The organism is Neobacillus sp. FSL H8-0543, assembly GCF_038592905.1.
Lineage (GTDB): Bacteria > Bacillota > Bacilli > Bacillales > Cytobacillaceae > Neobacillus.
The window spans coordinates 1,311,241-1,330,348 of the sequence record NZ_CP151943.1 but is presented as its reverse complement, the minus strand read 5'-3'; the positions used below and the strand labels follow the sequence as shown (position 1 = coordinate 1,330,348).

Below are 19,108 nucleotides of genomic sequence, written 5' to 3'. Positions count from 1 at the left end.
AGAATGTGCGAAGGGATGACCAAATGATGGAGAAGGTTAAATTAGCGCTAAATTATGCCCTAATGCTTGAAATGATGAAAGCAAAGGGATTGGATAATGCAACAATCATTGCTCTTTTAAATGAAGCCGATGAAGAAGTGCTTGAAAGTATTGATGAGGGAATTCCAACCTGGAAGACCCTCATTGACTATTATCGTATCAATAAGGACAAATGCCAAAGAGCCATTATTGAAGGATATGAGATTACTTTCCTGACAAAAGGAGCACTTAAATCTTTATTGAGAATTAAATTCGGGATGAAGGAAGGCGTGGATTTCATCGATACAGGTGAGTTCCTTGATCAAGTGAATATTACTGATGAAAACCTCGAAGCCTTACATGGAGTTATTTCGAAGAACTGGACGATTGTCCTAGAAAAGACGATTAAAATTGAACTGACACATAAACCTGTATTTAATATATAAATAAAAAGAACCATCATTTCCTTCTTGGGAATGATGGTTCTTTTGGTTAAGTTCTGTTAAACTTGTCTGTTGATTTGCGCTTAAATAGCCAGCGAAAGTAAAATAAGCGGAGATTTTCCGGTTATTTGAAAAATGGAGCTCGTTTCGTGGAATATAAGCGGAGATTTTCCGGTTATGCTGTGCAAAATCCCGCCTTTTTATGTTTTTTTTATAAATAGGCGGAATTTCTCCTGCTATTTAGGCTATTTTTAATGCTTTTTACCAAATAGGCGGATTTTCTCCGTCTATTTATTTTCTTTAAATTAATAGTATCAACAATAACCCTTAACATAGCCTTTGTTTAAGTAAGTAAATTTTTTTACGATTCTTTTATCATTACGTTTTTCTTTCCAGTTACTTCCTGTTGAGCAGATTTCCTTACATGGAGGAAGTAATAGAGTACAGCACCGATGAGTACATAAAACGCACTTAAGAAGTATAACGAGCTATAATCCATTTTGGTTACCATTAGGCCCACTAAGAAGGAACCCAACGCAATCCCAATATCATAGATTGATAGAAAGGTAGCGGTAGCCAATCCTCTTTTTCGAGGTGCAGCGTTTTGAATGGCAATCGTTTGAAAAGTTGGAAACAGTGTTCCCCAGCCCAAACCAATCAATGCAGCGGATAAAAGAAAGCTGCCTGCTCCATTGCTTATGCTTAGGATAAACATACCAATTGAAAATAAAATGATTGATGGAAACACAATCACGTTCGGACCAAATTGATCAAACCATTTACCTGTAAAAGGTCTCGAAATTAATAAAACTACTGCATAAACCACAAAGAAGAGACTGGCCACTTCGGCTAAATGTATCTCGTTAGCATAGACCGATACAAATGATAGTAAAGCGGAGTAGACAATGGCAAGGAAGCTGCCAACTAACGCAATTGGTACTGCAGATTCTTCAAAAAAGCTCCGAAATGAAAAAGAAGAACGAATCACGAGTTGTTCAGGCTGAACTTGTTTCGTTAGCTTGACGGAGAGTCCAGTTAATAGTGCGCCAATCGCAACTATTACAGACAAAACGAACATCGTGTTTGCACCCCATTGCTGGATTGTCGTTAATCCGATAAACGGTCCTAAAACCATCGCTAAGTTCGTTGACATAACGAAGTAACCCATTCCTTCGCCCCTGCGTTTGCCAGGAATTAAATCTGCAACAATTGCTCCTGCAGCCGTGGTAGCCATCCCAAAACCAATTCCGTGTAATAAGCGAATGATAAGAAAACCAGTGATGGATGTTGGAAAAAAATACAGAAGGGAGGCGGCTGAAAAAATAATAAGCGCGGTTAATAGAACCTTTTTACCACCGGCTCGTTCTAACCATTGTCCAGCGAGCGGTCGTGAGATAATCGCTGAAAGTAAGAATACTGTTGTCATTAACCCCGCCTGTGAAGCACTGCTGTTAAATTCCTCCAAGGCATAAATGGGTAGTGTAACTAGCAAAATATAAAAGGTTAAAAATAGAAAAAAGTTACTTAAAGAAATACTAATAAAATCCTTGGTCCATAATTTAGGTTTATTCATATCATAGACTCCTTTCATCACAGCACCTTTAGCCAGCTGGTTTGCAGGTTCAATAATTCAACTTGTGAGGTTTCTGGAAGGCCATTCAGTAAGGTTTGGTTGGTCTCAAATACAGCGCGCTCCCATTTAGGGAAATCATTTAATGCGGCTTCTGTTAATTGAATGTGCTTTTCTCGTTTGTCTTTCCCCTGGACTTGTTTTACAAAGCCTTGTTTGACAAGTCTTTGAATCGTCCGGGTCATCGGAGGGGCCTCAACGAATAAATACTCACAAAGTTCTTTTTGCGTTAATGAACCCTTTGTTTTTAGTACAAAAATTACTGACCATTGGGCACTAAATAACCCGAACGGCTTAAGGGCTTCATTGAGTTTATTTGTTAGTTTGCGGGATAACTGATGAAGCGTATGGAATAGTTCGTGGCTATTCTTAATAGTAATCACTCCGAAATCATTAGTTGCAAATTAGTTACCTAGGTAACTATATAGATTTTTTGAAGTTATGTCAAGGAATGCTCACAGTATTTGCGTTGTTAAGATTAACTTAAAAGCCAGTAATTATGTTGAAAGTTTATAGTACTTTGTAGTAGCTTCTGTGAAGAAGTTGTGGGTTCCAAAAATATCCAAGTATTGTAGATAAGTGCTCCGAATTTGTAGTAAGAGCCAGTAACTTTGTAGTAAGTGCATAGTAATTTGTAGTAAGTTTCTGTGAAATAGTTGTGGGTTCCAAAAATATCCAAGTATTGTAGATAAGTGCTCCGAATTTGTAGTAAGAGCCAGTAACTTTGTAGTAAGTGAATAGTAATTTGTAGTAAGTTTTTGTGAAACAGTTTTTGGTTCCAAAAATATCCAAGTAATGTAGATAAGTGCTCCGAATTTGTAGTAAGAGCTAGTAACTTTGTAGTAAGCAAGTAAGAATTTGTAGTAAGTGCATAGTAATTTGTAGTAAGTACTCATAAAGCAACAATACTTCCCTAAATTAATAAAAATAGTAAACACAAAAAATATCCCGCAGAATCAATGTCCGATTCCGCGGGATTATTTTAACTTTTTATCTTAACACATTAAAATACCTTGCTTCCGGATGGGCAAACACCATGGCCGAAACTGAGGCTTCCGGTTCCATCATACATCCTTCCGTTAACTCAATACCGATTTCTTCTGGTTGAATCAACTTAAATAACTTCTTCTGATCTTCTAACTCCGGACAGGCTGGATAACCGAATGAGAAACGCTGTCCTTGGTACTTTGCAGAAAAACGATCCTGCATCGTAAAAGATAGTGGATCAGGGAATCCCCAACGGTCGCGCATTTGCCGATGGATTAATTCCGCGAAGCCTTCTGCGGTCTCTAATGCTAATGACTGCAGGGCATGGCATTCAAGGAAGCGACCATCTTGTTTAAGTTGATCGGCTTTTTCACGAATGCCTCTGCCAGCAGTAACGGTAAAGAAGCCGACGTAATCCTTTACGCCGCTATCAACTGATTTAACAAAATCAGCTAAACATAAATGAGGAGCAGAATCCTGACGCGGAAAGTCAAACGTTTCAATTATCTTATTTGTCTCATTTGGATCAAAAATAAATACCTTATTTCCTTCTGATTGGGCAGGGAAGAATTGATAGACTGCTGCAGGAGAAATCCAATTTCCTCGATTTGCATCTTCCAACAGCTGGTCAACAACGCCTTTGACCTTTACAGCTTTTTCATCCTTTTCGGCTAGCAGTTTTGCTATTTTCCCTTTTACACCAAGATGGTGGCCAATTAACATTTGCATATTAATATATGGCTCAATGTGGGAAAGAGAATAGCTTTTTAAGATATGTCTCTTCGTATCCATAGGCGTAAATACCGGTGCTTCTGTTGATACACTAGGCTTTGGTTTGACTGCCACTGATACTGCTGAACGAATGGGTGTATATTCTCTCGGGACCTCCAAAGCAGCCATTTTTTGATTTTTTTCTTCAAACAGTTTTTGATATTCTTCAGGTGTTTGCACCTGATTGGCGAGCGATAGGCCTGTCATTGCATCTTTGGCATATAGGACGAGTCCGTCATAATCCTTAGCAATTCTTGTATCAGTGAATTTTCTTGATAGCGCAGCACCGCCAACTAAGATAGGGGTTGAGATTCCTGCTTTCTTCATATCCTGAGCGGTGATTACCATCTGTTGGGCTGATTTTACGAGTAATCCAGATAATCCGACCATATCGGGTTTTTCTTTTAAGATGGTTTGGACCAACTCAGTTGGCGAGACCTTGATGCCTAAATCAAGCACTTCATAGCCGTTATTGCTTAGAATAATATCGACTAGGTTTTTACCGATATCATGAACATCGCCTTTCACCGTTGCCAAAACGATTTTTCCTTTAGAAGAAGAAACATCACCTTTTTCCATGAATGGCTCCAAGTAGGCAACCGATGCCTTCATCACCTCAGCACTTTGGAGGACCTCGGCTACAATCAGTTGGTTGTCATTGAAAAGTCGGCCAACCTCCTTCATTCCGTCCATTAACGGGCCGTTGATGATATCCAGTGGAGCTGGGTAGGCTGCCAGTGCCTTGTCTAAATCAGCATGCAAGCCTTCTTTTGTGCCTTCAACCACATAATAAGCTAAACGTTCAGCAAGGCTCATATTGGTTGCCGTTATCTTCGACTCTTTCTTTTTACCGCGATAAAATTCAGTAAACGTAGCTAATGCTTCATCTGTTGTATGAAAAAGCAGCTTTTCAGCTGATTCCACCTCGTCCTTAGAGATTGAAGCAAAGCGTTCTAATTTCTCTGTGTTAACAATCGCATAGTCTAGACCGGCTAATGTACAGTGGTAGAGAAACACAGAGTTTAAGATCTCTCTTCCTACTGGGGGAAGGCCGAATGAAACATTACTAATTCCGAGTATTGTTTGGGTTTGGGGCAGATGCTGTTTAATTAATTTGATTCCCTCAACCGTCGCTTTCGCTGAGCCTATATACTGGGCATCACCCGTACCGACCGGAAAAACAAGCGGATCAAAGATAAGATCCTGTGGCTTGAGATGATATTTATGAACGAGGAGATCATACGAACGCTTAGCAATTTCGAGTTTACGTTCTGCCGTCACGCCCATACCAACTTCATCAATCGTCCCGACCACAACCGCACCACCATATTTATGAATCAACGGAACGACCGCCTCGAACCGTTCTTCGCCATCTTCAAGGTTAATGGAATTAATAATCGCTTTTCCCTGAGAAAATTTGAGTGCAATTTCGATTACTTTCTCATCCGTGGAATCAATAACAAGCGGCACTTTTACTTTTTTAACGACTTCTTTAATGAACTTTTCCATATCGATGTTCTCTTCGCGGTCAGGGTCTGCGAGACATATATCAATGACATGAGCCCCGCCCTTCACCTGTGCTCTTGCAACCTCTGCGGCTTCTTCAAATTTCCCATCCACGATAAGGCGTTTGAATTTACGGGAGCCGATCACGTTCGTTCGTTCCCCGACCATAATTGGTCTTAGTTGAGGGTCGTCATAAACAAAGGGTTCGATCCCTGAAACCATGTGAGCATCTGAGTGTTTTGCTTCTCTTGGCTGAAAATTTTTCATTGAATTAGAGATTGCTCGGATATGATCAGGTGTGGTGCCGCAACAGCCGCCAACAATGTTCAGCCAGCCATGGGCCGCAAAATCAGCCAACTTTTTCGCCAGTGTTTCTGGTGTTTCATGATAATGACCATCCTCATCAGGCAAGCCTGCATTCGGATAACAGCTGACCGCGGTTGATGCTAAATTTGCAAGTGAGCGGACATGCTCCTGCATAAATTCAGGACCTGTCGCACAATTTAGACCAACCGCCACAGGGTTCATATGCTCAATCGAAATATAAAACGCTTCAATTGATTGTCCTGCAAGTGTTGTACCCATGGGTTCAATTGTTCCAGATACCATCAACGGCAGTATTTTCCCCGTTTTTTCAAAGGCTCGCTTAATACCGATATACCCAGCCTTAACATTGAGCATATCCTGACTCGTCTCAAGGAGGATAAGATCGACTCCGCCGTCAATTAAGCCTATCACCTGTTCCTCGTAGGAAGAAGCAAGTACATCGAAGGTTGTTCCACCCGTGACACTTAATGTCTTAGTTGTCGGACCCATAGCTCCTGCTACATACCGCGGCCAATCATCGGTGGAAACGGCATCTGCTTCGATTTTAGCTAATTGCCCGGCAATTTTGTTTAGTTCATAGGCCTTAAACCCGAGTTCATATTCATCCAGTACAATGCTCGCTGCCCCGAAGGTATTTGTTTCGATAATATCTGCCCCAGCCTCTAAGTATTCACGGTGAATACGGGAAATGACAGCAGGGGAGGTTAAATTTAAATGCTCGTTGCAGCCGTCATATTCCTCTCCGCCAAAATCCTCTGCGGATAGATTTGCTTGCTGAATCATGGTCCCCATGGCGCCGTCCATCACGAGGATCCGCTTTTTAAGTTGTTCAGTAAATGGAGTCTTCGACATAGGTGTTCCTCCTAACTTCTTTTGCGCGCTTATTAGCGTAAAGGGCTAACTCAGTTGTTAACTCATATCGTAAAAATGGGGTAATTAAGTAAATTCCGTTAAAAAGGTCAAGTGCAGCATCAATTAATGATTTAGTAATTTCAATTCCTTCGCGGGCTGCTTGGAGTTTATTATCTCCGTGTGCTAACATACTGTCGCGAACACCTTGCGGAATTTTGATCCCTGGAACTTCATTATGAAGAAATTCAGCATTTCTGCTGCTTATCAACGGCATTAACCCAATATAGATGGGGGCATCAAGACCCTTTGTATGTTCGTATACTTCCAGAAGTTTCTCTTCAGAGAAAACCGGTTGAGAAATAAAATAATCAGCTCCATAGTTAATCTTTTTCTCTAGTCTTTTTACCGCTTTTTCAACCGAACGAACATTAGGATTAAAGGCGGCCGCAATGCTAAAACTTGTTTTTTGTCCCAAGTCTTTCCCAGAATAGGATAATCCCTCATTCAGCTGTTTTATCATTTGGATAAGCTCAAATGATGAAACATCATAAACAGAGGATGCCCCTGGGAAATCACCAACCCGGGCAGGATCACCTGTAATGGCGAGAACGTCATGCATTCCTAGTGTGTGTAACCCCATAAGATGGGATTGCAAGCCAATGATATTACGGTCCCGGCATGAAATATGAATCAGCGGTCGCATACCAAGCTCCTTTTTTACTAAGTAACCTAATGATTCATTGGAAATACGTACGGATGCCAGGGAATTGTCAGCCAACGTAATGGCATCAATACCTGCAGTCTTTAATGCCTTTGCCCCTTCGAAAAATTTGGTTGTATCTAGCTTTCTAGGAGGATCTAATTCTACTATAACAGAAGGTCTCTCTTTTACTATTTCCTCAAGAGGCTGGAAATCCCTTGGAGGTACGTAAGAATCTACGATAATTTTATTTGGTGCTAATTTTACAATTTTTTCTGTGACAGGAGCACTATTTTTTAATTCAGAAGCAAACGCACGGATATGTTCCGGTGTTGTTCCGCAGCAGCCCCCGAGCAGCCTGACTCCCTGATTTCGAAACGCACGAGCTGATTTCTTAAAATAATCTGCGTCTCCTTCGAAGTGAAATTTCCCATCGGTATAAGTAGGAAGACTAGCATTCGGATAGGCAGAAAGATAGGCATGAGCCGGGAGTTCAATCCGTTCAAGTGATTCTAGCATATGATGCGGACCAAGCCGGCAATTTAGTCCAATTACATCTGCCCCAAGGTTTTCAAGGCGTTTAAATGCATCATTAATGGGTGTCCGATCTTGTAAGAATCCTGGCTCTTGAGAGGAAACCTGGGCGATAATCGGTAACCTTGTTTCTTTTCGGGCAATGGCGAGGACTGTTTCCAGTTCCTCGAGATCGTAGTAGGTTTCGAGTAATAATCCATCCACCCCTTCTAATAAGAGGCAATACAATTGTTCGCGGAAGCTCCGTTTTAATTCTTCCATTGAGATGGAAGTGGGCTTAATGCCGCGATTGCCACCCATGGTACCAAGGATAAAAGCATTCTTACCTATGGCTATTTTTGCATTGCGGACGGCAGCGCTATTGATTTCTTTTACAGAATCTTCAAGCCCGTATCTTTGCAATTTTAAATAATTGGCGGCATAGGTGTTGGTTTGTATCACATCAGCCCCAGCATCAAGATAGGCTTTATGAATAGACTGTATTTTTTCTGGATGAGAAAGGTTTAGTTCCTCAAAACAACTATCTGTTCCAAAGGAGTAGAGAAGGGTACCTATTGCACCATCTGCAATTAAAATTTGCTTTTCTAATTTTTCTAGTAGACTCATAAATGTTCTCCTTGGTGTAAGGCAAGCTGTGACTCGGAAACTTTTCCTAGTGCTTGAGAAATGTCCAGGATTAAATCGTTTGGATTTTCGAGACCTGCCGAAAAACGCAATAAACTATTGGAAATCCCTCGTTTTTCTCTTTCTGTTTGCGGCATAGCAGCATGAGACATTTTTGCAGGATACGATAAAATTGACTCCACTGCACCGAGACTAACCGCGAAGACAGGGATTTTTACATTTGCAACAAATGTTCTGACCGCCTCTTCATCGGCAAGTTCGAAAGAGAGTACAGCCCCTGCACCAAGCGCTTGAACCTGCTGTAATTCATACTGAGGGTGGTTTTTTAGACCTGGATAATATACTTCTTTAATCATAGGATGAGAACTTAAAAAATCTGCAAGTATTTGAGCTGATTTTTGCGATTGTTCGAGCCTGACAGACAGAGTTTTCAATCCTCTTAAAACGAGCCAGGCATCCTGAACACCAAGGACAGCTCCAAACGCGTTTTGTAAATAGCCAAGTCTCTTTCCTAATTCCTCGTCTTTTACAACTGCAAGTCCTGCGACAACATCACTGTGACCCGATAAAAATTTGGTTGCGCTGTGAAGAACAATATCTGCACCCAGCTCTAATGGTTTTTGCAAAGCAGGGGTGAGGAAGGTATTGTCGATAAAGGTTAATGCCTGAACTTCCTTTGCCAGATTACAAATGGCCCTAATGTCTGCTACTTTTAGTAAAGGATTTGAAGGTGTTTCCATATAGAAAGCCTTTGTATTCGGCTGAATGGCTGCTTGGACCTGATTCAGGTCGGTCATATCGACAAAGGTATGCTCGATACCAAAGCGAGTTAGTACTTCTGTAACCATACGAAACGTACCGCCATATACATCCTCTGTAATAACAACATGATCGCCTGAAGAAAGCAGCAGGAAGGCAGTTGAGATTGCAGCCATCCCAGAAGAAAAGGCAAACCCGCGAATCCCGCCTTCAAGTTCAGCTATAACATCTTCCAATGCTTCCCTCGTCGGGTTTAAACTGCGGCTGTAATCATACTTTCCAAACTGATCAATATCATATTGATGAAAGGTCGATGCATGTTGAATGGGTACACTCACCGCCCCAGTCGTTGGGTCAATCTTATGACGGTTATGAAGGAGCCTGGTTTCAAAAGTAAATTCGTTATTGTTCATTTATACTCACTCCTTCTTTTAAATGGGCAAAAGCTTGATCAAGATCCGAAATGATGTCTTGGGCATCCTCGATTCCAACAGAAAAGCGTAAGAGTCGATTGCAAACCCCTGATTGAATACGAATTTCTTCAGGAATATCGGCGTGAGTCTGTGTTGCAGGGTAAGTAATGAAACTTTCCGTTCCACCAAGGCTTTCGGCAAAGGTAATTAATTTTAAACTCTTTAAAAAGGGATTTATCCAGTTTTCATCTTTTAATCTGAATGAGACCATTCCGCCTCTTCCAGGGTAAAGGACATCGGTAACGGCGCTTTGCTCCGAAAGAAACTGAATGATGGCCTTCGCATTTTTCTCATGTCTTTCCATTCGTAAGGAGAGAGTCTTCATACCACGCATTAATAACCATGAATCAAACGGACTAAGGACTCCTCCTGCTCCGTTATGATGGAAGGCGAGGGCCTCACAGAGTTTTTCTCCTTTAGCGACAATTAGGCCAGAAAGCACATCATTATGACCGCCTAAGTACTTTGTTGCGCTATGGATAACGATATCTGCACCAAGTGTTATCGGCTGCTGGAGAAGCGGAGTGTAAAAAGTATTATCAACAATCAGCAATATACCGTGCTTCTTAGCTATTTCTGAAACCGCGGAAATATCGGTTTGCTGCATAAGAGGATTGGTGGGAGTTTCAAGAAAGATTGCCTTCGTTTGAGGAGTAATTTTACCTTCAATCTCATCAGGGCAATTCGTATTAATATACTGGGATTTCAAGCCCCATTTTTTATATCCTTGTTCTAGTAAGCGGTAAGTGCCGCCATATAAGTCCTCACTTACTAACCATTCATCACCAGATTGAAATAACGACAAAATCGTAAAAATGGCAGCCATTCCAGAACTGCAAGCATATCCCTGGTCACCGCATTCCAAATCAGCAATTGTTTTTTCCAAGAGCTGACGTGTTGGATTTCCTGTTCGGGAATAGTCAAATCCCGTTGATTGGCCAATTCCCTCATGGCGGTAGGCGGTAGAAAAATAAACAGGCGGGTTTACGGTGCCTGTCACCGTCTCACTGCGATTTCCGATTTGAGCAAGCTTTGTGTCAATGTTATACATATCCAACAATCCCTCCTAAAATAAAAACAAAAAAAGCCTTCTTACAAGAAGAAGACTTTTGTCAGCATAAGCATCGTCATTCTTCTCATCTCCCAAGTTAGTAATTAACTTGCTGGATTTAGCACCTTTTCAATGTGAAAACCATTGAAGGTTGCTGAGGCGTCACAGGGCCATTCCCTCTGCCTCTCTTGATAAGAGTATTTAATATTTAGATTATTTATACAACTTACTACAGGCATAGCACATTGTCAATACTGATTCTGCTCTTTCATTAATAATGCAAAAATTTCACACAAACAGGATCTGGGATTTCAACATCTGACTGTAATAGAGTTAATCTTCCAGTTTCTTGATCCCGGGCAAATAAGACAAGATTACTCGAATTCTGATTAGAGGCCACAATGAACTTCCCTGAAGGATCTATCTCAAAATCCCGCGGCCAATCTCCCGCAGTTGAAACATGCTCCACAAAATGCAGCGTTCCTGTATCTTGGTCAACACCAAATACGGCGATACTATTATGACCACGATTACCCGCGTAAACAAACAAACCATCTCTAGAAATATGTATCGCACTACCTTGGTTGTTTTCTGCAAAATTGTCTGGAAGAGTTGAAATCGTTTGAACTACTAAAAAGCTGCCATCCCTCTCGTTATACTCTAAAACAATAACCTCAGAGCTAAACTCTGTCATTAAATAAGCTATTTTTTGATTCTGGTGAAAAGTAAGATGTCGCGGACCGCTGCCAGCAGATACATTCAGTCTGCTTTTTTCAGCCATCTTCCCATCTTTAGCAATCTCATAGGTTATAAGAGCATCAATCCCTAAATCAACCACTGCAAGAAACTTTTCATCTGGGGTAACCCCGGCAAAATGGACATGAGGTTTTTCTTGTCTAGGGTCTGGACCGTGGCCTTCATGCTGTACAACAGAAGATGGAGGACGAATCGAGCCATCAACTGAATCAATCAAATAAGATTCGACGGTACCTTTGTGGTAATTGGCACTAAATAATAACTTACCGCTACTATCTACGCTTACATGGCAGGGGGATGAACCAGGAAGCATCTGGGAATTAATGGTGGTAAGCTCGTGAGTAACTGGGTCAATAGAGAATGAAGAAACTCCACCAACCTCGCCTTTTTTATTAACAGCGTACAGATAATGATTGTTCTTACTTATGTTCAAGTATGTTGGATTCTCCATTTGTGCAACTTCTTTAATATCAGAAATAATCGCTGCCTCAACATCAAGTTTAAAAGAGTAGATTCCTTTACTGTTTCCTTTTGTATAGGTTCCGATATAACCAGTGTATTTCGTATTAGTTTTCATTTTTTTTGCTCTCCTAGGGAAGATATTTGTCTTTATTAGTTTACCATTAATATTGTAGGAATATTGATTATGAGGTTTTGGGGCTTTAGAATATCGTATCTTACTAAAAGAACTACATTTGCTGAGTTCAGATATGCCATTAATAATTGAGCATCTGTCAAGTAAAGAGGAATATTAAGAGAAGGTACCTTTATTAGATAATCAGCGGCCGTATTAGCAGGTCGATATTAATATAAGAAAGCATGCGTTAGTAGCATGCTTTTTCGGGGATATGTTTTAGGAACAAATAATATTCAAAGTAACTTTTAGATTACCTCTAAAATTTATTGGGAAAAAATTATATTATTTTCGATTTTTTTCCCAAATCTTAAATTTAATATAATTAATGTATTCTCTGAAATCATCTTTACCTATTCCATCTTCAATAGCTTTTTCAATTATTTTTTTCCATTCTTTATCCAGTATTTCTTCTTCAGTATTTTTCAAATAATTTGCTTCGTCAATCCCTAAAAGTAAATTCTCAATTGGAACATCTAAGGAATTGGCGATCTTTATTAAAAAATGAATAGATGGATTTTTATTAAGGTTCCGTTCAATGTAACTTAAATAAGATTTTGAGACATTAGCAAGATCAGCTAGCTCAGTTATTGAATATCCCTTTTGTCCTCTTAATTTTTTTATTCGCTCTCCAATCATAGAACTCTCCTTATGGTCATATTAATTTGATATTCCAAAATTCCCAATTTGCCGATATGGTGAAAAAAGGTAAAAATTATAAAAACATTATTTACTTCTTTAAAAATTGTTTTATTAGAATGAAGCCTTAAATAGAAATAAAAGAAGCATTAAAGCGGAGTAAGATTTATGCAACATGTAAGTAAAAAGCCTTGTCTCTTTAAAACTAAGGGTAATTATTCACTAATTTTAAAAGTATATTTCGTTTCTACCAAGATGATAGTTTTTTAATGACATTCATTTCAAACTTGATTTGTCTTCGAAAGAAGTTTTGAGTATTTAAAAATCATAAAATAGCAGAATATCATGTTAATGATATTATATATGATAGTTCGTTCTTTTTAAAGAACTGTTTTAAAGTAAAAGTAAATATTCTTCTCCATTTTGGTATTCCAAATAAAGGTTAGTTTAACTTTTTCTGAAGTTTATAATACTTGTAATATTTGTCCGTTAATAATAAGTTACAGAGCTACTGACAAGGGAATGGGGCTTAAATAATAAAAGAACTTTCAATTTTTCTGCGATTTTTGAATTAAAAAAGGATTATCTAAAATAATGGTCCTGCAAATATAAGATTGACTTGTTCTTTATAAAGAATTAATATGAGGATAGATTAGTTTTAGTTCAATTAAAATATCGTCACCCAATTTATTTATAAAAAAAATAGGAATTTATCCAATGTTGTTCTTCAAAAAGAACTTAATAGTATATATATAGAAATACCCTTTTATTTGAAAATTATGGGGAAGTGGTGAGTAAATTGGAAAATGAAATAAATATAAAAAAAATATTTAATTTAATTAAGAAACGGTTTTGGATAATTATTATCACTACTATTATTTTTACAGCAATTGGAGGTATATATAGTATCTATTTTACTAAACCTCTCTATGAGTCATCTTCTCGTATGATAGTTAATGCAGAACCTACCTTAATGACCACTCTCATGGTAATGATAAAAGAACCTAGTTTTTTGGAAAATGTAGTATATGAAATGAATCTTGATAGAACTCCTGAACAGTTAGGTCAACAAATATCTGCAGGAAGCATTGGGGGATCTACAATTGTGAAAATTTCAGTTACAGATTCCAATCCTGAATTAGCGACGAAAATTGCCGATACAACTGCTAACTTATTTAAACGTGAAATGCCAAATCTTTTGGGATTTAGCGATATTAGCATATTCTCTGAGGCAAAAGTCAGCCCGCATGTTATTAACAATAATCATGAGAAGAAAATAATCATAGGTTTTTTGATAGGAGTAATTTCCGGAATAGGGCTTATCTTCATAATAGATTTTTTGGATAATACAGTTAGATCAGAAGGCAGTATCGAACAATTACTAGGAATTCCTGTGTTGGGCAGTGTTTCCAAAATGAACAAAAAAAATACAGCTAGAAAAAAGGGAGAGACGCATAAAATCGAAGTTAGGGGGGAGTCATTTGGAACTTTTGAATAGGAAATCACCAAATATAATGAAAAAGGCTGGAATAATTACTGCCATAAATCAAAATTGCAGAGTTTCGGAGCAATATCGAACAATTCGTACTAACTTTCTTTCATCATTGAAGGGCAATACTTCTCGAACATTAATTATTACCTCCCCAAATCGTGGAGAAGGGAAATCAACAACTGCAGCTAATTTTGCAATATCATTAGCACAGCAAGGGAAAAAAGTTCTTTTAGTAGATACAGATTTAAGAAATTCAAAACTACATGCTATATTTAATTTAAATAATAACATTGGCTTAAGTAACGTTTTGATTGGAAATAACCTGCTAGAGGATACGATTAAAAAAACAGAAATTAGCGGTTTAGATATTATCCCAAGTGGACCTGCTCCTTTCAATCCAGCAGAGCTGTTAGGTTCACTAGCAATGGAATTATTAATTGAGAAGGTAAACAGTCTTTATGATGTGGTGGTATTTGACACCCCCCCAGTATTAGAAGTCGCAGATGCTAAAATCATGGCAAATCAGTGTGATAGCCTTATATTAGTAATTCAATTTGGAAAAACACAAAGTGATGAAGCAATTGAAGCAAAAAAATTATTAGAATCTGCGAGTGCCCAATTGTTAGGGGTAATATTAAATGGAAAAGAGTAGAGGGACACATTAAAAAGTCTATTCAGTTTCTTTTACTTTATCGTTCTGTATTAAGAACTATATTATACTTTATAAGATGTTTTTGGTGATGTCTTCTTACCAATATCAATGGAGGCACTCGGTTATACTGTGGGTTGAGATAGACCTTAGACGCTGGTCGTCGAAAGTGTGATGTGAGGAGGGGTTAAATGCCCTAATTAAAATTTTCCATAATCTGGTCTTGTGTAGGCCTGATTATGGAAAATTTTAATATAAGAGAATATAAAAACATGAAATTAAGAATCTGGAAAGGAAAGAGGAAATGAATTATAAACAAAGGCTGTCTTTTTTTATTTTTGTTGACTCCTGTATTGTTCTTACAGCAGTTTTTTTTAGCAGGTTTTTAGTGAATGCAACGATGTATGTCATTACAATGCCAATAATCATCACGGCGATTGCTATTTTGTTTAGCCATCATTTTTTTTCGTTTAAGCATAAACTTTATAAAAAGGCTTGGGAATATGCAAGTATTGGAGAATTATTAATTATCTTAAAGGTTGTTACTAGTTCTATTCTGGTCGCGGCTGTCCTGCAACAAATCTTAGTGGGAGAAATATTATTCAGGCTACTCGGTGTTACAGGGGCGCTTCATATTTTATTGATAGGTGGTTCGCGTTTTTGCTGGAGGATGTACCGAGATTCGTTTATTAAAATAGATACAAATAAAAAAAGAACCTTGATAGTAGGGGCAGGATCGGCTGGGACAATGGTAGCTAGGCAGCTTTTGAAAAACCAAGAAGCAGGGCTTTTTCCGGTAGGATTTATTGATGATGATTTGAAAAAACAACAACTTGATATTATGGGAATCCCTGTAGCGGGTGGAGTGAGCTCAATTGAATTAACAGTAAGACAACTTAATGTAGATAAAATCGTGATTGCTATACCTTCATTAAGTAAACGGGAATTAAACACGATTTTTCAGGAATGTGCAAAAACAAATGCAAATACACAAATTCTCCCAATGCTTGAAGATTTGGTTACAGGGAAGGTTTCGGTCAATCAATTCCGTGATGTTCAGGTGGAGGATTTATTAGGTAGAGAGCCAATAAAACTCGATATTGATGGTATATCGGAATATCTCACCGGTAAAACGGTCCTTGTCACGGGTGCGGGGGGCTCAATCGGTTCAGAAATATGCCGTCAAATAACATGCTTTAATCCTGCACGGCTTATCCTGTTAGGGCACGGTGAAAACAGTATTTATTCGATTGAAATGGAATTAACGGAGAGCTATCATGCATCCCCTATCGAGTTTATCACGGAAATTGCCGATATGCAGGATGCAGATAAAATGAATTTTATCATGAGGAAGTATCAACCTGATGTCGTTTATCATGCCGCTGCGCACAAGCATGTACCGCTGATGGAGAGAAATCCTGAGGAAGCGGTAAAGAACAATGTGATGGGCACGATGAATGTTGCCAAGGCGGCTAGTTGGAATGGAGTAAAAACCTTTGTGATGATATCCACAGATAAGGCGGTAAACCCAACTAGTGTGATGGGATCTACCAAACGGTTGGCTGAAATGATTATCCAAAAAATGGATAAGAATAGCTCGACAAAATTTGTGGCAGTACGGTTTGGAAATGTGCTCGGAAGCCGTGGCAGTGTTATTCCTTTATTTAAACGGCAAATTGAAAAGGGGGGTCCTGTTAAAGTTACTCATCCAGATATGATTCGTTATTTTATGACGATTCCTGAGGCATCTAGGTTAGTGATTCAGGCAGGATCTTTAGCAAAGGGCGGAGAAATCTTTGTCCTAGATATGGGGGATCCAGTTAAGATTGTGGACCTTGCAAAGAATTTGATCAAGCTATCAGGTAATTCCATCGAGGAAATTGGTATAGAATTTACCGGAATAAGACCAGGGGAAAAATTGTTTGAGGAACTTCTAAAAGATGATGAGGTTCATGAGCAACAAATCTATCCAAAAATTTATATTGGTAAAACATCGGAGCTATTTATTGAGGAAATAGAAAATTTACTAACTACTTTTGCCACTATGGAAAAAACCGAACTTAGAGAAAGACTACTAATGATTGCAAACAGCAAAGTAGCTTCCAAGCCACTTTTTCCAATTTCAATTTAGGGGGAGTACCTTAATGAAAGTAAAAAAGGCAATCATTCCAGCTGCAGGACTTGGTACAAGGTTCTTACCGGCAACAAAAGCAATGCCAAAAGAAATGCTGCCAATAGTGGATAAGCCAACAATCCAGTATATTGTCGAAGAAGCAATTGAATCAGGTATTGAAGATATTATTATTGTCACAGGTAAAGGAAAAAGAGCAATTGAAGATCATTTCGATCATTCATTTGAATTAGAGCAAAACCTATTTGATAAAGGGAAGTTCGAACTGCTGGAAGAGGTTCAAAAAACCTCGAAATTGGTGGATATTCATTATATCCGTCAAAAAGAACCAAAGGGTCTTGGGCATGCGATATGGTGCGCACGTAAGTTTATTGGAAACGAACCATTTGCGGTATTGTTAGGTGATGATATTGTTCAAGCTGAAAAACCATGTTTAAAACAGATGATTGAACAATATGATCGTAATAATGCCTCTATTTTAGGAGTTCAAACAGTACCGTACGAAGAAGTTTATAGATATGGAATTGTTGATGGAAATAAAATTGGGGATCGTTTTTATTCGGTTAACAATTTAGTTGAAAAACCGAAACTGGGTGACGCTCCATCAAATATTGCAATAATGGGGCGTTATATTCTTAGCCCAAGAATTTTTGAAATACTCAATAACCAACAGCCAGGAGCTGGAGGAGAAATTCAGCTTACGGATGCTATTGCCAGCTTAAATCAATATGAAGCTGTTTATGCGTATGATTTTGAAGGAGTGCGTTATGATGTGGGCGAAAAAATGGGATTCATTAAAACCATGATCGAATTTGCATTGCAGCGAGATGAATTGAAAAATGAACTATTTAATTATTTATCGGATGTCGTTGAAAAAAACAAAGTAAATGTTAACTAATTTGGCCTAAAGGGACGGATTGTCATAGGGACTAAAGAGAAATTCAAGCTTTCAATATTTAGAGAGATTAAAAAATCTGTTAATACAAAGCTGGTGAGATAAGTGAAAAAAATTCTTTATATAACAACTTTAAGTAGAACGATAAATGCATTTTTAATTCCACATATTGAAAAACTTAAAAGTGAAGGTAACTTAGTCGACTGTGCATGTTCAATAGATGAAGAAATTGATAAAAACCTAACAGACCTTGGTGTTAGGTTTTTTCATATTCCTTTTACTAGGAACCCAATTAACCCGATAAATTTTAAAGCTTTTAAGGGACTAATAAGGATTCAGGCAGAGTTTCAATACGATATAGTTCATGTTCATACACCTATAGCTGCATTATATGGAAGACTACTAAAGCTCAAGTTTCCAGAACTAAAAACAATTTATACTGTGCATGGATTTCACTTTTATAAGGGTGCGCCTATTGTAAATTGGGGTATTTATTATCCAATTGAAAGAATTATGGCTCATTATACTGATACAATCATAACGATGAATATAGAAGATTACGAGAGGGCTCAGAAGTTTAAGGTGAAGGAAACACATAAGATTAATGGTGTTGGAGTAGATTTATCTTCTTATAATATTAATTTATTTGATAAGGACGAGACGAGAAGGAAATTGAATTTAAAGAAAGATGACTTTGTGATTATTATGATTGCCGAAGTTAATAAAAATAAGAATCATAAGCAGATGATAGATGCTGTCGATGAACTTAAGCAAAGAGGAATAAATGTCAAAGTGATTTGTGCCGGTGATGGACCGCTTATTGAGGAGCTTAAGCAGGATATAGCAAGTAGGAATTTAGATAAAAATATAACGATGTTAGGTTCAAGAAATGATATAAATGAACTTATTACGGCTAGTGATATTGGGATTCTAATGTCATACAGGGAAGGGCTGCCTAGAAATATTATGGAGCTAATGGCCTGTGGGAAGCCAGTTATTGGAACGAATATACGAGGTATAAGAGATCTAATTGATGATGGACTCACTGGATTCTTAGTAAATGTTAATGACTCAGTAGATACAGCAGTAAAGATAGAAGGGCTTTTCAAGGATAGGAGATTAATTAAAACAATGGGAATTAATTCTTACGAATCAGTTAAGAATTATGAACTGGATAAAGTAATCGAAAGTCTAGTAGAAGTTTATGTGTAAATTAATTTTAGAACATAAAAATTTG

General features: G+C 38.2%; 14 protein-coding genes and 1 riboswitch. Of the genes, 6 read left to right on the top strand and 8 right to left on the bottom strand.

Going from position 1 to position 19,108, the window contains the following annotated elements; all coding sequences use genetic code 11:
- Window positions 1-23 precede the first annotated feature (23 nt).
- Window positions 24-464, top strand: a complete 441-nt coding sequence (locus NSS81_RS07010; protein WP_342432796.1) for a hypothetical protein — start codon at window positions 24-26, stop codon at window positions 462-464.
- A gap of 358 nt (window positions 465-822) precedes the next feature.
- Here NSS81_RS07010 and NSS81_RS07005 read toward each other — a convergent pair whose 3' ends face one another.
- The 8 genes from NSS81_RS07005 to NSS81_RS06970 form a co-directional block, all read right to left on the bottom strand.
- Complete coding sequence (locus NSS81_RS07005) at window positions 823-2,034, bottom strand: MFS transporter (RefSeq protein WP_342432795.1); 1,212 nt, start codon at window positions 2,032-2,034, stop codon at window positions 823-825.
- Between the two features lie 17 nt (window positions 2,035-2,051).
- Window positions 2,052-2,474: a MarR family transcriptional regulator gene (locus NSS81_RS07000; protein WP_342432794.1), complete on the bottom strand. Its 423-nt coding sequence runs from the start codon at window positions 2,472-2,474 to the stop codon at window positions 2,052-2,054.
- A 607-nt stretch (window positions 2,475-3,081) separates the two neighbouring features.
- On the bottom strand, window positions 3,082-6,534 hold the full coding sequence (gene metH / locus NSS81_RS06995; RefSeq protein ID WP_342432793.1) for a methionine synthase: 3,453 nt from the start codon (window positions 6,532-6,534) through the stop codon (window positions 3,082-3,084).
- Window positions 6,512-8,374, bottom strand: coding sequence for a bifunctional homocysteine S-methyltransferase/methylenetetrahydrofolate reductase (locus NSS81_RS06990; RefSeq protein ID WP_342432792.1), 1,863 nt, complete (start codon window positions 8,372-8,374; stop codon window positions 6,512-6,514). The genes metH and NSS81_RS06990 overlap by 23 nt, the downstream gene beginning before the upstream one ends.
- The gene (gene metC / locus NSS81_RS06985; RefSeq protein ID WP_342432791.1) at window positions 8,371-9,564 is read right to left on the bottom strand and encodes a cystathionine beta-lyase; all 1,194 of its coding nucleotides are present in this window, start codon (window positions 9,562-9,564) and stop codon (window positions 8,371-8,373) included. Before metC ends, NSS81_RS06990 begins: the two co-directional genes overlap by 4 nt.
- A complete protein-coding gene (locus NSS81_RS06980) occupies window positions 9,554-10,675 on the bottom strand; it encodes a methionine biosynthesis PLP-dependent protein (protein ID WP_342432790.1) in 1,122 nt (373 codons plus the stop codon). Before NSS81_RS06980 ends, metC begins: the two co-directional genes overlap by 11 nt.
- A gap of 82 nt (window positions 10,676-10,757) precedes the next feature.
- Window positions 10,758-10,873, bottom strand: a riboswitch (SAM riboswitch).
- A gap of 73 nt (window positions 10,874-10,946) precedes the next feature.
- Window positions 10,947-12,008, bottom strand: coding sequence for a lactonase family protein (locus NSS81_RS06975; RefSeq protein ID WP_342432789.1), 1,062 nt, complete (start codon window positions 12,006-12,008; stop codon window positions 10,947-10,949).
- A 342-nt stretch (window positions 12,009-12,350) separates the two neighbouring features.
- Window positions 12,351-12,704: a helix-turn-helix domain-containing protein gene (locus NSS81_RS06970; RefSeq protein ID WP_342432788.1), complete on the bottom strand. Its 354-nt coding sequence runs from the start codon at window positions 12,702-12,704 to the stop codon at window positions 12,351-12,353.
- 799 nt (window positions 12,705-13,503) lie between these two features.
- Between NSS81_RS06970 and NSS81_RS06965 the strand changes: the two genes are divergently transcribed.
- The 5 genes from NSS81_RS06965 (at window position 13,504) to NSS81_RS06945 (ending at window position 19,083) form a co-directional block, all read left to right on the top strand.
- Window positions 13,504-14,202, top strand: coding sequence for a Wzz/FepE/Etk N-terminal domain-containing protein (locus tag NSS81_RS06965; protein WP_342432787.1), 699 nt, complete (start codon window positions 13,504-13,506; stop codon window positions 14,200-14,202).
- Window positions 14,186-14,848: a CpsD/CapB family tyrosine-protein kinase gene (locus NSS81_RS06960; protein WP_342432786.1), complete on the top strand. Its 663-nt coding sequence runs from the start codon at window positions 14,186-14,188 to the stop codon at window positions 14,846-14,848. Before NSS81_RS06965 ends, NSS81_RS06960 begins: the two co-directional genes overlap by 17 nt.
- Before the next feature lie 301 nt (window positions 14,849-15,149).
- Window positions 15,150-16,976, top strand: coding sequence for a nucleoside-diphosphate sugar epimerase/dehydratase (locus NSS81_RS06955; protein WP_342432785.1), 1,827 nt, complete (start codon window positions 15,150-15,152; stop codon window positions 16,974-16,976).
- Window positions 16,977-16,989: 13 nt separating this feature from the next.
- The gene (gene galU, locus NSS81_RS06950) at window positions 16,990-17,874 is read left to right on the top strand and encodes a UTP--glucose-1-phosphate uridylyltransferase GalU (protein ID WP_342432784.1); all 885 of its coding nucleotides are present in this window, start codon (window positions 16,990-16,992) and stop codon (window positions 17,872-17,874) included.
- A 102-nt stretch (window positions 17,875-17,976) separates the two neighbouring features.
- The gene (locus NSS81_RS06945; RefSeq protein WP_342432783.1) at window positions 17,977-19,083 is read left to right on the top strand and encodes a glycosyltransferase family 4 protein; all 1,107 of its coding nucleotides are present in this window, start codon (window positions 17,977-17,979) and stop codon (window positions 19,081-19,083) included.
- The last annotated feature ends 25 nt before the right edge of the window (window positions 19,084-19,108 follow it).